We start from the raw sequence: 14,874 nt of genomic DNA on the forward strand, positions 1-14,874 counted from the left end.
ATGCTGCTCGTCGCCGTCCTGCTCGCGGTGGCGTTCGTGCTGGTCGTCGGCGGCGGTGTGCTCGCGGCGTCCGACGCGGCGCTCTCCGTGCTGTCCCGCGCCGACCTCGACGAGATCGCGCGGGGCGCCAAGCGTCGTCGTGCGATCGAGGCGATCGGCGATGACGTCGGCGCGCACGTCAACGCCCTGAACTTCGTCCGCGTGCTCGCCGAGACGGCCGCCGCGGTGCTCGTGACGATCGCCCTCGTGACCGTCTTCGACACCTGGTGGGTGGCGCTCATCGTTTCCGCCGCCGTGATGACCGCGGTGTCGTTCGTCCTCGTCGGCTCGAGCCCCCGGAGTGTCGGACGTGCGCACGCCGAGCGCCTGATCGCGGTCACGGGCGGCCTCGTCCGCGCCGTTCGCATCGTGCTCGGGCCGCTCGCCGGACTCCTCGTGGCCATCGGCGACCGGGTCACCCCCGGCCGTGGTCGCAGCGCCTCGACGGTGTCGAGCGAGGAGCAGCTGCTGTCGCTCGTCGACGAGGCCGCCGAGAGCAACGTCCTCGAAGCGGACGACCGCGAGCTCATCCACTCCGTGTTCGAGTTCAGCGACACGCTCGTGCGCGAGGTCATGGTGCCGCGCACCGACATGATCACCGTCGACGGCGCCGACGCGCTGGCGGCCGCCATGGAGCAGTTCCTCGTCGCGGGCGTGTCCCGGATGCCGGTCACGGGGAAGGACAGCGACGACGTGCTCGGCGTCCTGTACCTCCGTGACGTGTCCCGTGCGCTCTACGAGCGTCCGGGAGCCGGCGCCGAGCCGGTGACGGGTCTGCTGCGCCCGGCCGGGTTCGTCCCGGAGTCGAAGGCCGCGGACGACACGCTGCGTGCGATGCAGGCGGGCAAGAACCACCTGCTGCTCGTGGTCGACGAGTACGGCGGGGTCGCCGGGCTCGTCACGATGGAGGACCTCATCGAGGAGCTCGTCGGCGACATCTCGGACGAGTACGACCGCGCCGTGGTCGACCGGGTCGAGGTGGAGCCCGGCGTCTGGCGCATCTCGGCCCGGATGCCCGTCGACGAACTGGGCGACCTCTTCGGCATCGAGCTCGATGACGACGACGTCGACACGGCGGGCGGCCTGCTCGTCAAGGAACTCGGCCACCTCGCCACCCGTGGCGACCGCGTCACGGTCGACGGCATCGTGCTCGTCGCCGAGCGGGTAGAGGGCAAGCGCCGCCACCTCGTCTCCGTCCTCGCGGAGCGGACCGACGCCCTCGCCGACGTCGAGCACGCCCTCGACGACTCCACGCCCACCACGACAGGGAACACCTCCGCATGACCGACACCACCACGCCCGAGGGCCAGCCGTACCGAGCGGGCTTCGTCTCCTTCGTCGGCCGGCCCAACGTCGGCAAGTCGACGCTGACGAACGCGCTGGTCGGCGAGAAGGTGGCCATCACCTCGTCGAAGCCGCAGACCACCCGTCGGGCCATCCGTGGCGTCGTGCACCGGCCGAACGGGCAGGTCATCATCGTCGACACACCCGGTGTCCACCGACCGCGGACGCTGCTCGGGGAACGGCTCAACGACCTCGTGCAGTCGACGCTCGGTGACGTCGACGTGATCGGCTTCTGCGTGCCGGCGAACGAGCCGATCGGCCCGGGCGACCGCTTCATCAACGATTCGCTCGACCAGTACCCGCGGGCGAAGAAGATCGCCATCGTCACGAAGATCGACCGCGTCCCGAAGGACAAGGTCGGCGAGCAGCTCCTGGCGGTGTCGCAGCTCCGCGATTGGGACGTCATCATCCCGACGTCCGGCACCCGCGGGCTGCAGCTCGAACCGCTCCTCGACGAGATCACGGCGCTGCTGCCCGAGTCGCCGCAGCTCTACGACGACGCGACCGTCACGGAGGAGACCGACGAGGACCGCATCGCCGAACTCATCCGCGAGGCCGCGCTCGAGGGCGTCCGCGACGAACTCCCGCACTCGCTGGCCGTCGTCGTCGAGGACGTCGTCGAGCCGGACGAGGACGACGACCCCGACGGTCCGCTGCGCATCTTCGCGAACCTCTTCGTCGAGCGCGACAGCCAGAAGGCGATCGTCATCGGCCGCGGCGGCGAACGTCTCAAGGACGTCGGGTCGCGCGCCCGGACCGAGATCGAGGCGCTGCTGGGCGGTCGGCACGTGCACCTGAACCTCCGGGTGAAGGTCGCGAAGGAGTGGCAGCGCGACCCGAAGCAGCTCGGCCGCCTCGGCTTCTGAGCGGGCCGTCGTCGGAACGGACCACCCCCGTGCAGCGGGCGCTCACCGCCCGACGGCGCGGAACTCGGGGACGGCCTCGGCGATGAGCTGCCCCAGTGCGTCACTGCTCGATCGGGCGTAGGAGCGGTCGAGGTGGACCCGGTCCATCCGGACAGCCTGACGACCGACGAACGCCGGTGTCAGGCCGTCCCTCGCCACGAGGTCGGTCGTGTCGACGACGACGTCGCCGTGTTCAGCAGCGACGGACCGGATCATCGCTGTCCGGTCGTGCCAGGATCGTGAGACCGGGGCGACACAGGCGGCCGGCGTTCCGAGTGGTGACCGGCATGCGCGGAGGTCGGAGCCGGCCGGCGGTGGGAGCAGGTGGACGAGCCGACCGGTGAGCGGACGGATCTCCCGGAGCCACCGGACGGTGCCGTCACGGACTTCCCGCTCTGACGCAGCTCGCAGCGTGCCGTCGAGCCCGAACGGGTCCTCCAGCTTGCTCGTGAGGAGGACGACCTCCGGGCGGAGTGCGGCGACGGTTTCCATCGCAGCTGCCGTCGCGGCCGAGCAGTCCGCCCGGAGTCCGCGGAGCGGGAGGTCGATGGCCGGACACCCGTCGGTGGGGACCGCCACGAGTCGCCAGCCAGGGAGCGCCCGCTCGAACCAGGGGACGAGTGCGTCGAGCCAGGTCGCGGCCAGCGAGTCACCGACGACCACGACCGTCGGACCGGACGTCGCGGCTCCGAACGTGCACTCGGCGAGGGACGGCCGGTCCACCACGGATCCGCAGGAACGGGGGAGCGTCGCGGTCCCCTCCGCCACGCGTGCCGTCAGGTCGACATCGCTCCACCGCAGCGTCCGGAGGGCTTCGCCGATCGACTCTTGCCGCTCGCGCACCGCTCCGTCGGCGACGACCGGTGCGAGCTCCGGGACGAGTGGTGTGGGTCGGGTGAGCCCGACGACCGCGACCAGACCGGCCGCTGCCAGCGTGGCGAGGATCGCGCGCTGCCAGGTCGACCTCGTCGGACGGTGCCGGCCTCGGCGGGCCGAGATGCCGTGGCGGAGTGGTTGTTCGACCAGGAGGTGCGTCGGGATCGCCAGGAGGACGGCGACCGGCAGGCTCGCCCACGTTGCTCCGGGTGCGACGACCTTGATGAAGGCCAGGACGGGGAAGTGCCACAGGTACAGGACGTAGCTGATGGACGCGAGACGGTCGGACAGCGGGTTCTCGAGCAGACGGAGGCGCTTCGCGGACCGGCCCCCGACGAGGACCGCACCGGTGCCGACCACGCAGAGCAGGGCGGCCGGCGCCGGTGCCGGTGTCTCGGCGTCGATGACCAGGAGCCCGAGCACGATGGTGGCCAGTCCGGCCCAGGAGACGACGGTTCCGAGGGTCTTCGAGAAGCGCCAGCGTCGTCCGAGGCCGGCGAGGAGTGCTCCTGCTCCCAGTTCCCAGATGCGGGTGATCGTCGAGAAGTACGCGGTGGACGACTCGCTCTGCCCAGTCCTCAACGCCACGAGGAGTGATGCAGCAGACGCCGCTGCGAGGACGACCGAGAGGACGAGGACCGCCGCGCGGTGCCGGGTACGCGGACCGGACCACTTCCAGCACAGGGCACCGACGACCGCGACGATCGGTGGCCACACGACGTAGAACTGCTCCTCCACCGAGAGTGACCACGTGTGCTGGAACGCCGACACCGGTCCCAGCGCTGCGAAGTAGTCGGTACCCAGACGGAGGTAGTACCAATTGGCCACCGACGCGATCGCGGCGACCGCGGCGGCCAGGTCGCCGCGCGCCGCACCAGGTGTGATGCAGAGCGAGAGGCCGACGGTCGCCACGACGACCACGAGGAACGACGGCGCGAGCCGCCAGAACCGTCGCCGCCAGAACGCGAGGAGCCGGATGCCGCCGGCCTCCGCCAGCTCACGGTGGAGCAGGGACGTGATGAGGAAGCCGGACAGCACGAAGAATACATCCACGCCGAGGTAGCCACCGGACGGTGCGCCGAAGGTGTGCTCGAGCAGGACAGCGGAGACCGCGATCGCCCGGAGGCCCTGGATGTCCGTGCGCATCTGCATACTGAAATGTTATCAGGTGAGATGCAATCCGCATCGCCACGGCTCACTCTCCAGGCGGACGCGGCATCGCCCCGTGCGTCGTACCGTGGTGTGGTGTTCCGTCCCGTGCTGCGCTCGCAGGTCCTCTTCGACGTCGTCGTCGCGGTCCTCCTCGGCGTGGTGCTGCTGCTCCTCCGGACCGGTGTGGGCAACGGCCTGCTGAGCATCGTCGTCGTCGCCGGGCTCACGGTGTCCCTGGCGCTCCGTCGACTCTCCCCGGGCCTCGCGCTCGGCATCGCGTGGCTGTTCGCCGTCCTGCAGATGGCGACCTGGCAGACCCCTGATCCCGCCAACGTGCTCATCGCGGGCGTGATGTTCACCACGAGCGCGTACGGCAGCAGTCGGGTCCGGCTCGCCGGGCTCCTCTCGGCGGTCGGCGGGGCACTCGTCGCCGCGGGCTACACCGGGCTGCAGGACGTGCAGCAGCAGCACGACGTCGGCTTCACGCGGACCCCGATGGAGTTCGCCCAGCTCGTGCTCGGCACGTTCGCTGGCGTGCTGCTGGTCCTCCTGCTCCCGTGGCTCGCGGGACTGGTCCGGCGGACCCGTCGGCTCGCGAGCGTCAGCCGTGAGGCCCAGCTCCTCGCCGAGCGCGACGCCGCACGGGCCGACCGTGCGGTCGCCGTCGAGCAGGAGCGCGTCCGCATCGCCCGCGACATGCACGACATCGTCGCGCACTCCCTCGCGGTGGTCATCGCCCAGGCGGACGGTGCCCGCTACGCGCTCAAGGCCGACCCCGCGATCGCCGACCAGGCCCTGACCACGATCTCCGGCACGGCCCGTCGGGCACTCGGCGACGTCCGCGAACTGCTCGGGACGCTGCGGCACGAGCAGGGCACCGCGCCGACGCCGGACATCGACGACATCGAGCACCTCGTGACGGAGATGCGCGACATCGGGCTCGACGTCGACGTCGAGCGTGAGGGCGATCCCTCGACCCTGCCGACGACCACCCAGCTCGCGGTGTACCGGATCGTGCAGGAGAGCCTCACGAACGCGTACAAGCACGGGCAGCGTGGCGCTCCCGTGCGTGCTCGTCTCACCTACCGACCGGACACGGTCGAGATCCAGGTCGTCAACGAGCGCGCCGACGACGGCCGCGCCGGCCCGGGGACCGGCCACGGCCTGGTGGGCATGCGCGAGCGTGCCACCATGACGGGCGGGACGATGACCGCCGGGCCACGCGGTGACGACTTCGTCGTGGCGGTCCGGATGCCCTCGGTCCCCGCCAGCGGGCAGATGCCCCGCGACCGCATCACCTCGATCCAGCAGGAGCACACCGCACGATGACCACGACCCCGAACCCCGAGGCCCGCATCCGTGTGGCGCTCGTCGACGACCAGGCGCTCTTCCGCACCGGGATCCGCATGCTCATCGACTCGCAGCCGGACCTGCAGTTCGTGGGTGAGGCCGGCGACGGCGCCGAGGGCGTCGAACTCGTCCGGCGTGCCCGTCCCGACGTGGTCCTCATGGACGTGCGCATGCCGGTGATGGACGGCATCACGGCGACGTCCCGCATCGTGGAGCAGTCGGGCACCGACGGCGCGAAGGTCCTCGTGCTCACGACGTTCGACTTCGACGAAGCTGCCGCGAAGGCGATCAGGGCGGGAGCCAGCGGCTTCGTGCTGAAGGACGCGGACCCCGAGTTCCTGCTCGCGGCGATCCGCACGGTGCACGCGGGGACCGCGGTCTTCGCGGCGTCGGCGACCCGGGAGCTGCTGCGCCGGTACGAGGACTCGACGCCGTCGGCCGCGACGATCCCGCCCGCGTTCGCGGAGCTGACGCCGCGGGAGCGGGAGATCTTCGACCTCGCGGCGAAGGGCATGAGCAACAGCGAGATCGCATCGCACGAGTTCGTGAGCGAGGCCACCGTCAAGACCCACATCTCGCGGGTGCTGACGAAGCTCGAGCTGCGGGACCGGGTGCGGCTCGTGGTGTTCGCGCACGAGCACGGGCTCGTCGCGAAGGACTGACACCGACGCGCCAGCGCCGCCTCGCGACGGCACGTCGCCCCGCGCAGCGCCCGCAGCACGACGGCCCGTCATCCGGAGGGATGACCCGTCCACAGGGGAGCAAGCCGAGCGGACCATCCACAGGAGCCGACCGACCGACGCGGGACGAGCCTCCAGGCCGTCATCGTGGAGTCATGACCAGCAGCCACGCTCCGATCATCCGCCTCGACCACGTGTCCAAGCACTACGGCGACGCCGCGCGCCGGGTGACGGCGCTCGACGACGTCAGCGTCGACATCGGCTCGGGGGAGTTCACCGCGGTGATGGGGCCGTCCGGGTCGGGGAAGTCGACGCTCATGCACGTCGCCGCCGGCCTCGACGCGGTCTCGAGCGGCCGGATCCAGATCGACGGGGTGGACATCACCGGCCTCGGCGACCGCGACCTCACCGAACTCCGACGCCGTCGTCTCGGGTTCGTGTTCCAGTCCTTCAACCTCGTGCCCACCCTCGACGTCGGCGAGAACATCCGGTTGCCGTTCCTGCTCGGCGGACACCGGACGTCGCGCGAGGAGAACGCGTGGATCGACCGGCTCGTCGACATGCTCGGGCTGGGCAACCGGCTGACGCACCGGCCGCACCAGCTCTCCGGCGGTCAGCAGCAGCGCGTCGCGATCGCCCGCGCACTCGCCTCGCGGCCGGCCGTCGTCGTCGCCGACGAACCGACCGGCGCGCTCGACTCGCGGACGGGGCGGGACGTGCTCGGCATCCTGCGCGGCGCCGTCGACGAGTGGGGACAGAGCGTCGTCATGGTCACGCACGACCCGGTCGCCGCCGCGAACGCTGACCGGATCCTGTTCCTCGCCGACGGACGCATCGTGGGCGACCGTCCCGCGATGGACGCCGCCGAGATCTCCGCGACGATGCTCGGGATGGAGGCGGCAGCGTGAACACCATGACCTCCCTGCGGGAGTTCCGCCCGACGATCCTCGTCGCGGCACTCGGCACGACGTTCGGCTCCGCCCTGGTGATCGCGCCGGGCATCGTGTCCGCGGCACTCGCGACCACCGGACTCGACGGCATCGCCACCGTGAAGGCGATCCTGTCGGTGATCGGGTGGTTGTTCCTCGGCATCGCGCTGTACGTCGGCGCCATCGTCACGGCGAACACGTGCGCGACGCTCATCGCAGGGCAGACGCGTGTGATCGCCCTGCAGCGACTGGTCGGCGCGACCGGCGCCACGCTGCGGTCCCGGATCACCCGGGCGGGGCTCGTCGTCGGCGTCGTTGGAGGGCTGCTCGGTGCCGTCGTCGGCACCGGCCTGAGCGCGGTCTTCGTCATGGTGCTGCGGGGCAACGGGTTCCTCCCGGACACCGCGTACACGCTCGTCCCGTGGGAGCTCGTGCTGCCGATCGTGGCGGTCGTCCTCGCCACGTGGGGTGCCTTCGCGGTGGGGTCGCGACGGGTCCTCACGGTCACGCCGCTCGAGGCCCTGTCGTCGAGCGTCGAGCCGAGCCACGACGTCGTCCGGTCGGGTCGTGCCCGCAGCGTGTGGGCGGTCGTGCTCATGGTCCTCGGCGGCGGTCTGATGGCCATCGGCCTCGCTGCCAGCGCGGCGTCACCCATCGCGGTGCTGCCGGCCGCACTCGGCGGCTTCGTGTCGTTCGCGGGGGTGGCCATCGGTGCGACGATCGTCATGCCGCCCGTGCTCCAGCTGATCGGTCGGATCGGCGCGAAGGACCCGGTGGTCCTGCTCGCCGGACGCAACGCGATGCGTGCGCCGGGTCGGTCCTCACGTGCCACGATCGGGCTCGTCATCGGCGTGACACTGCTCGTGACCTTCGCGGTCGCGCTCGGCATCATGCAGCACACCCTCGAGACCGTCACCTCCGGGCAGGACGGCATGACACCCGCGATGGTCGAAGCGCAGCGCGACTTCTTCGCCCAGCTCAACGGCGTGGTCAGCGTGATCGTCGGGTTCTCCGCCGTGATCGCCGCGGTCGGTGTCGTGAACGCCCTCGCCCTCGGCGTGCTGCAGCGTCGTCGCGAGCTCGGCCTGCTCCGTGTCCTCGGCCTCACCGGCGCGCAGGTCCGTCGGATGATCGTCACCGAGGCGGTGCAGATGGTCGTCGCGGCCGTGGTGACGGGGCTCGTGCTCGGCACCGTGTACGGGTGGGTCGGCGGGCAGACGCTGCTCGGCACGCTCGGCACCGTCGTCACGCCCGTGCTGCCACCCATGACGGTCGGCATCGTGGTCGTCGGTACGTTGGTCCTCGCGGTCGTCGCGACGATCGCGCCGGTGCGGCGCGCGATGCGCGTGCCGCCGACGGAGGCGCTGGCGGTCGACTGACCGTGCGGGTCGCCGCCGGCGAGGGCGCTGGCGGTCGACTGACCGTGCGGGTCGCCGCCGGCGAGGGCGCTGGCGGTCGACTGACCGTGCGGGTCGCCGCCGACGGGGGGCGCTGGCGGTCGCTCGACCGTGCGCGTCGCCGCCCGGTCGGGTGACCACGTCCCGGCCTGGAGGCGCGGTGCGGACCCGCCCCGCGCCTCCAGGCCGCTTGCACACGCCTGGTACACCAGTGCTACGGTGGTCCCGATGTACTCGGCACTCCTCCTCCTTCGCTGCCGCGACGAGGCCTGACACAACGGCCCACCTCGTCGCGGAGTCCGTCGTGGCCTGACCCACACCTGACGACGAAAGCGACGAAACGATGCAGAACACGCAGCGGCCCTCCGGGATGCCGATCCACAAGTACGTCCCGTTCCACGAACAGATCCGCGTCGAGCTGCCCGACCGCACCTGGCCGACGAAGCGGATCGACCGAGCGCCCCGGTGGTGCGCGGTGGACCTCCGCGACGGCAACCAGGCCCTCATCGACCCGATGGACTCCGAGCGCAAGCGGGCGATGTTCGACCTGCTGGTCCGGATGGGCTACAAGGAGATCGAGGTCGGGTTCCCAAGCGCCTCGCAGACCGACTTCGACTTCGTCCGCTCCCTCATCGACGAGGGCGCCATCCCCGACGACGTCACGATCCAGGTCCTGACGCAGGCGCGCGAGCACCTCATCAACCGCACCTACGAGGCGATCGACGGTGCGAAGCAGGCCATCGTCCACCTGTACAACTCGACGTCGATCGTGCAGCGCGAGGTCGTCTTCCGGACCGACGTCCAGGGCGTCGTCGACATCGCGGTCCACGGTGCCGAGCTCTGCAAGGCGGCCGAGGCGAACCTGCAGCACGACACGCAGGTGTTCTACGAGTACTCGCCCGAGTCCTACACGGGCACCGAGCTCGAGGTCGCGGTGCGGATCTGCAACGCGGTGCTCGAGGTCTTCCGTCCGACGCCCGAGCGCAAGGTGATCATCAACCTGCCCGCCACGGTCGAGATGGCGACGCCGAACGTCTACGCCGACTCGATCGAGTGGATGTCCCGCAACCTGGCCCACCGCGAGGACGTCATCCTCTCGCTGCACCCGCACAACGACCGCGGCACCGCAGTCGCGGCCGCCGAGCTCGGCTACATGGCCGGAGCCGATCGCATCGAGGGGTGCCTGTTCGGCAACGGGGAGCGCACCGGCAACGTCGACCTCGTCGCGCTCGGCATGAACCTGTTCACGCAGGGCATCGACCCCGAGATCGACTTCAGCGACATCGACCAGGTCAAGCGCACGGTCGAGTACTGCAACCAGCTGCCGGTGCCCGAGCGGCAGCCGTGGGCCGGCGACCTCGTCTACACGGCGTTCAGCGGCTCGCACCAGGACGCCATCAACAAGGGCTTCGACGCCATGCGGGCCAAGGCCGACGCCGGGGGGAAGTCGATCGACGAGATCGCGTGGGCGGTGCCGTACCTGCCCGTCGACCCGAAGGACATCGGCCGCTCCTACGAGGCCGTGATCCGCGTGAACTCGCAGTCCGGCAAGGGCGGCGTCGCGTACCTGCTGAAGACCGACCACGCGCTCGACCTGCCCCGCAAGCTGCAGATCGAGTTCTCGGGCGTCGTGCAGCAGCGCACCGACTCCGAGGGCGGCGAGTTCTCGTCGGAGCGCATCTGGGACCTGTTCCGCGACGAGTACCTGCCCGCCGACGACGAGTCGGACAAGTGGGGCCGCTACGAGATCACGAAGACGGCGACCGCTTCGGACTTCGACGGCACGACGAAGCTCTCGGTCGCGATGCGCGTCGACGAGGGAACCGTCACCGCCGAGGCCGTTGGCACCGGTCCGATCGACGCCTTCCTGCAGGTCCTCGAGGGGCAGGGCATCGACGTGACGCTCTACGACTACTCGGAGCACACGATGAGCGCCTCCGGTGACGCGCAGGCCGCCTCCTACGTCGAACTCGACGTCGACGGCACGCGGTTGTGGGGCGTCGGCATCGACGCGGACATCGCCACCGCGTCGCTCAAGGCGATCGTCAGCGCGGTGAACCGCGCGGTCCGTGCCGGGGCCGCGTCCGGCACGCCGTCGCCGGAGATGGTCTCCGCGTAGTCGCGTCCACCGCCGAGAGGCGCGGTACGGGTCCGTCCCGCACCGCGCCTCCCGTGCGTTCTGCACCGCGCCTCTCGTGCGTTCTGCACCGCGCCGTCGGTGGCGAGGGGGATACTGGAGCAATGCCGCTGTACCGGGACGAGTGCGTCGTGTTGCGCACCCACAAGCTCGGTGAAGCCGACCGCATCGTCACGATGCTCAGCCGCCAACACGGCAAGATCCGCGCGGTCGCGAAGGGCGTCCGCAGGACCGCGTCGAAGTTCGGCAGCCGCCTCGAACCCTTCATGGTCGTCGACGCGCAGTTCTACGAGGGCCGGTCCCTCGACATCGTGACGCAGGCGGAGTCGCTCGGCTCGTACGGTGCCCAGATCGTCGCCGACTACGGTGCGTACACCGCCGCGAGCGCGATGGTCGAGACCGCCGACCGGCTGAGCGAGGCCGACGCCGGACTCCAGCAGTACCTCCTGCTCGTCGGAGCCCTCCGTTCCCTCGCACGCGGGGAGCACGCGGCGACGGCGACGCTCGACTCCTACCTGCTCCGGGCGATGAGCATCGCGGGGTGGGCGCCCTCGTTCGGCGACTGCGCGGTCACGGGGGAGCCGGGGCCGCACTCGGCGTTCGTCGTGCAGCTCGGCGGGGTCGTCGCGGACCACGCGGCGCCGCCCGGGACGCCCCGGCTCGACCCGGTGACGCTCGGACTGCTCGGGTCCCTGCTCGCGGGCGACTGGGCCACGGTCGACGCCGCAGACGAGCGCACCCGTTCGCGGGCGTCCGGCGTGGTCGCGGCGTACGCCCAGTGGCACCTGGAACGATCGCTCCGGTCGTTGCCGCACGTCGACCGCACCGAGCACCCGGCCCCGGTCGCGCCGACCCCGGGTGGGGTCCCGGCAGCCGTGGCGGCCACCCCGACCCCCGCGGTGCCCACCCCGACCCCCGCCGACGCCGAAGGAACCCCTGCATGAGCCCACGCCGGTACGCCGAGTCCGAGCCGCTCCGACCCGTGGACTGGACGGGGGAGCAGCCGCCCGCGATCCCGGCGCGGTTCGTGCCGCAGCACGTGGCGATCGTCATGGACGGCAACGGCCGGTGGGCGAACCAGCGCGGGCTGACCCGGGTCGAGGGGCACAAGGCCGGCGAGGCCTCGCTGCTCGACGTCGTCGCCGGCGCCGTGCAGATCGGCGTCAAGCACGTGTCGGCGTACGCCTTCTCGACCGAGAACTGGAAGCGCTCCCCGGAGGAGGTCCGCTTCCTCATGGGCTTCAACCGCGAGGTCCTGCACCGACGCCGCGACCAGCTGAACGCCTGGGGTGTGCGCATCCGCTGGGCCGGTCGCGCGCCGAGGCTCTGGCGCAGTGTCGTCGACGAGTTGCAGACGGCAGAGCGGATGACCGCCCACAACGACGTGTGCACGCTGACGATGTGCGTCAACTACGGCGGTCGCAACGAGATCGTCGACGCGGTCCGGGGCATGGCCGAGGACGTCGCCGCCGGGCGCCTCAAGCCGAGCCAGGTGACCGAGAAGGCCCTCGCGAAGCGCCTCTACGTGCCCGACCTGCCGGACGTCGACCTCTTCCTCCGGAGCTCGGGCGAGCAGCGGACGTCGAACTTCATGCTCTGGCAGTCGGCGTACGCCGAGATGGTCTTCCTCGATCGGCTCTGGCCGGACTTCCGCCGCACCGACCTGTGGGGAGCGATCGAGGAGTACGCGCGCCGCGACCGACGGTACGGCGGTGCCGTGGACGCGCCCACCGCCTGACGGGAGGCCCGTGGCGGCGCCGACCCGCGCCTCCCGTCCGACGCCAGGCAGCCGAGCAGGTGCGCCGCCGCGCCGCGGCTCGCGGTTCGGGTTGGTCGCGAGAGGTGTCGCCTCGCTCGGACTCCGACGGCATGTCGTGCGACCACGGCGACCGGCGCGCGGTACGTCGTGCGACCAACACCCGGAGCCTCGCCGGTCAGCCGAGCAGGTGCGCCGCCGCGCCGACCGCCGTCAGCGCGGCGCCGACGCTCGGTACGCGTTCGGCGCCCCGGGCGACGACCACCTCCACCCGGCGGGCGAGCTCGTCGCGCGCCGGCGTCACCGTCACACCCGGTGGCACGATCGTCGTCGTGAGCGCGAGCCGCGGGAGGAGCGCGACGCCCAAGCCGGCCGCGACCAGACCGACCACGGCCGCCGCGTTGTCCGTCTCGAGCACGATCTCGGGGGTGAAGCCCGACGCCGCGCACGACGCCAGCAGGTGTCCGCGGCAGCGGGGGCAGCCCCCGATCCAGCGCGCGTCCCGTTGCGCCGCGAGGTCGGCGACCACGTCGTCGCCGCGCTCGTCGACGGTCGCCGCGGAGACAACGCTCGCCGCGCTCGCCGCGCTCGCCGTACTCGTCGCGCTCGTCGAACTCGTCGCGCTCGTCGAACTCGTCGCGCTCGCCGGGGTCACGAGCGCGAGCGGGTCCCGGCCGAGGACCTGCGCCGTGAACGTCGGATCGGCGAGCACGTCGTCGTCCTGCGGCGCGTGCGAGAACGTGATCGCGACGTCGACCTCGCCGCGGCGGAGGAGGTCGAGGGCCTCGGGCGGCTCGGCCTCGACGTAGGACGTGACGACGCCGGGGCTGTCGGCGGCCAGCGTCGCGAGCACCGGCGGCACGAGCGTCGACGACGCACTCGGGAACCCGGCGATCCGCACCCGCCCGCGGGCGAGCCCTCCGACGGCCTCGAGGTCCTCGCGAGCGGCGGCCAGGGCAGCCTCGACCGAGAGGGCGTGCTCGGCGAGGACCCGACCGGACTCCGTCAGCGTTACGCCCCGTGCCCCGCGCAGTACGAGGTCGTGCCCGAGCCGCCGCTCAGCCCGTGCGAGGAGCTGACTGACGGCGGGCTGGCTGTACCCGAGGGCTGCCGCGGCGCGGCTGATCGAGCCCGTGTCGCGGACGGTGCGGAGGACACGCAGGAGCTGGGGATCGAGACCTTCCACAATGCCATGTTATGGGGGATCGAACGAAGCTGCCCTGGTGTGATGGAGAGTCCGACGCCACCGTGGAGGCATGGACTCCTTCGTCGACGGCTCCGGCTACCTCGCCGCCTGCACCGCAGGACTCCCGACGCTCGGGACGCTCGCGGCCATGCGCGCGGACCTCGACGAGTGGGAGCGCGCTGCGTCGTCCCCGGTGGCGTACGGCGCCCTCGTCGAGGAGGGCCGCGCGCTCTTCGCCCGCATCGTGGGGGTCGACCCCGCGCGGGTCGCCACGGGTTCCCAGACCTCCGCGATGGTCGCGGTCGCCGCGGCCGCGCTGCCCGACGGCGCCGAGGTCGTCGTCCCCGACGGCGACTTCAGCTCGGTCGTCTTCCCGTTCCACGCACAGGCGCACCGCGGTGTCCGCGTCCGGAGCGTGCCCATCGACCGGCTCGCCGACGCGGTCGGCCCCGGGACCGCCATGGTCGCGTGGTCCGCGGTGCAGTCCTCGAGCGGCGCCGTCACGGACCCGGAACCGGTGCTCGCCGCAGCCCGTGCCGCCGGGGCGCTGACGCTGTGCGACCTGACGCAGGCCGCCGGGGTGCTCCCGGTGTCCGCAGCACCGTTCGACGTCACGGTCACGCACGCCTACAAGTGGCTCTGCGCGCCGCGCGGCGTCGCGTTCGCCACCTTCTCCGACGCAGCGCTCGAGCGGCTCCGCCCGGTGCAGGCCGGCTGGTACGCGGGCGCGGACGTGTGGTCGTCCTGCTACGGCCCGACGATGCAGCTCGCCGACGACGCGCGCCGGTTCGACGTGTCGCCGGCATGGCAGGCCTGGCCCGGGGCGGTCGCCGCACTGCGGCACCTCGCGTCCGTCGACGCGGCCTCGGCCTGGAGGCACGCCACCGGACTCACGGACCGGCTCGCGGACGCGCTCGGATCGCCTCGGAGCGGTCAGGCGATCACGACGTTCCCGGACCCGGCCGGTGCGGCGCTGTGGGCGCTGACGGACGCGGGGGTGACCGCGAGTGGGCGGGCGGGGCGGCTCCGCCTGGCGTTCCACCTCTGGAACGACGACGAGGACGTGACGCGCGTCGTCGACGTGCTCGGGGGACTGCCCGGCTTCAGACCTGTGGGGTGAGAC

Annotated in this window: 12 protein-coding genes; 10 read left to right on the forward strand and 2 right to left on the reverse strand. The window is 71.9% G+C overall.

Going from position 1 to position 14,874, the window contains the following annotated elements; translation table 11 throughout:
* Together ACRQ4C_RS07565 and era are read left to right on the forward strand one after the other, a co-directional pair.
* Positions 1–1,323 (forward strand): hemolysin family protein, encoded by a 1,323-nt coding sequence (locus ACRQ4C_RS07565; RefSeq protein ID WP_439690691.1) that lies wholly within the window; start codon positions 1–3, stop codon positions 1,321–1,323.
* On the forward strand, positions 1,320–2,249 hold the full coding sequence (era, locus tag ACRQ4C_RS07570) for a GTPase Era (RefSeq protein WP_439690692.1): 930 nt from the start codon (positions 1,320–1,322) through the stop codon (positions 2,247–2,249). Before ACRQ4C_RS07565 ends, era begins: the two co-directional genes overlap by 4 nt.
* Positions 2,250–2,291: 42 nt before the next feature.
* Here the strand turns inward: era and ACRQ4C_RS07575 are convergent, their stop codons facing one another.
* Entirely contained in the window at positions 2,292–4,316 is a 2,025-nt protein-coding gene (locus ACRQ4C_RS07575; protein WP_439690693.1) for an acyltransferase family protein, read from the reverse strand.
* 93 nt (positions 4,317–4,409) lie between these two features.
* On the opposite strand from ACRQ4C_RS07575, the gene ACRQ4C_RS07580 reads away from it, so the two are divergent.
* From ACRQ4C_RS07580 to ACRQ4C_RS07610, 7 genes are all read left to right on the forward strand, one after another.
* Positions 4,410–5,645: a sensor histidine kinase gene (locus ACRQ4C_RS07580; protein ID WP_439690694.1), complete on the forward strand. Its 1,236-nt coding sequence runs from the start codon at positions 4,410–4,412 to the stop codon at positions 5,643–5,645.
* Positions 5,642–6,328 carry a response regulator gene (locus ACRQ4C_RS07585; RefSeq protein ID WP_290132041.1) on the forward strand — a complete coding sequence of 229 codons (687 nt, stop codon included), beginning with the start codon at positions 5,642–5,644 and terminating at the stop codon, positions 6,326–6,328. The genes ACRQ4C_RS07580 and ACRQ4C_RS07585 overlap by 4 nt, the downstream gene beginning before the upstream one ends.
* Positions 6,329–6,501: 173 nt before the next feature.
* Complete coding sequence (locus ACRQ4C_RS07590; protein WP_290132040.1) at positions 6,502–7,254, forward strand: ABC transporter ATP-binding protein; 753 nt, start codon at positions 6,502–6,504, stop codon at positions 7,252–7,254.
* A gap of 5 nt (positions 7,255–7,259) precedes the next feature.
* Positions 7,260–8,654, forward strand: coding sequence for an ABC transporter permease (locus ACRQ4C_RS07595; protein ID WP_439690695.1), 1,395 nt, complete (start codon positions 7,260–7,262; stop codon positions 8,652–8,654).
* A 361-nt stretch (positions 8,655–9,015) separates the two neighbouring features.
* Positions 9,016–10,791, forward strand: a complete 1,776-nt coding sequence (gene leuA, locus ACRQ4C_RS07600; RefSeq protein ID WP_439690696.1) for a 2-isopropylmalate synthase — start codon at positions 9,016–9,018, stop codon at positions 10,789–10,791.
* A 122-nt stretch (positions 10,792–10,913) separates the two neighbouring features.
* The gene (gene recO, locus ACRQ4C_RS07605) at positions 10,914–11,753 is read left to right on the forward strand and encodes a DNA repair protein RecO (RefSeq protein ID WP_290132037.1); all 840 of its coding nucleotides are present in this window, start codon (positions 10,914–10,916) and stop codon (positions 11,751–11,753) included.
* Complete coding sequence (locus ACRQ4C_RS07610) at positions 11,750–12,547, forward strand: isoprenyl transferase (protein WP_290132036.1); 798 nt, start codon at positions 11,750–11,752, stop codon at positions 12,545–12,547. Before recO ends, ACRQ4C_RS07610 begins: the two co-directional genes overlap by 4 nt.
* A gap of 196 nt (positions 12,548–12,743) precedes the next feature.
* On the opposite strand, the gene ACRQ4C_RS07615 is transcribed toward ACRQ4C_RS07610, so the two are convergent.
* On the reverse strand, positions 12,744–13,751 hold the full coding sequence (locus tag ACRQ4C_RS07615; RefSeq protein WP_439690697.1) for a LysR family transcriptional regulator: 1,008 nt from the start codon (positions 13,749–13,751) through the stop codon (positions 12,744–12,746).
* A gap of 70 nt (positions 13,752–13,821) precedes the next feature.
* Between ACRQ4C_RS07615 and ACRQ4C_RS07620 the strand changes: the two genes are divergently transcribed.
* Positions 13,822–14,871 carry an aminotransferase class V-fold PLP-dependent enzyme gene (locus ACRQ4C_RS07620; protein ID WP_290132034.1) on the forward strand — a complete coding sequence of 350 codons (1,050 nt, stop codon included), beginning with the start codon at positions 13,822–13,824 and terminating at the stop codon, positions 14,869–14,871.
* Positions 14,872–14,874 lie beyond the last annotated feature (3 nt).

The organism is Curtobacterium sp. SP.BCp, assembly GCF_051903255.1.
Classification (GTDB): Bacteria; Actinomycetota; Actinomycetes; order Actinomycetales; family Microbacteriaceae; genus Curtobacterium.

Coding starts and splice junctions, on each gene's coding strand:
- ACRQ4C_RS07565 (WP_439690691.1), top strand. CDS start 1: ATGCTGCTCGTCGCCGTCCTGCTCGCGGTGGCGTTCGTGCTGGTCGTC.
- era (WP_439690692.1), top strand. CDS start 1,320: ATGACCGACACCACCACGCCCGAGGGCCAGCCGTACCGAGCGGGCTTC.
- ACRQ4C_RS07575 (WP_439690693.1), bottom strand. CDS start 4,316: ATGCAGATGCGCACGGACATCCAGGGCCTCCGGGCGATCGCGGTCTCC.
- ACRQ4C_RS07585 (WP_290132041.1), top strand. CDS start 5,642: ATGACCACGACCCCGAACCCCGAGGCCCGCATCCGTGTGGCGCTCGTC.
- ACRQ4C_RS07590 (WP_290132040.1), top strand. CDS start 6,502: ATGACCAGCAGCCACGCTCCGATCATCCGCCTCGACCACGTGTCCAAG.
- ACRQ4C_RS07595 (WP_439690695.1), top strand. CDS start 7,260: ATGACCTCCCTGCGGGAGTTCCGCCCGACGATCCTCGTCGCGGCACTC.
- leuA (WP_439690696.1), top strand. CDS start 9,016: ATGCAGAACACGCAGCGGCCCTCCGGGATGCCGATCCACAAGTACGTC.
- recO (WP_290132037.1), top strand. CDS start 10,914: ATGCCGCTGTACCGGGACGAGTGCGTCGTGTTGCGCACCCACAAGCTC.
- ACRQ4C_RS07610 (WP_290132036.1), top strand. CDS start 11,750: ATGAGCCCACGCCGGTACGCCGAGTCCGAGCCGCTCCGACCCGTGGAC.
- ACRQ4C_RS07620 (WP_290132034.1), top strand. CDS start 13,822: ATGGACTCCTTCGTCGACGGCTCCGGCTACCTCGCCGCCTGCACCGCA.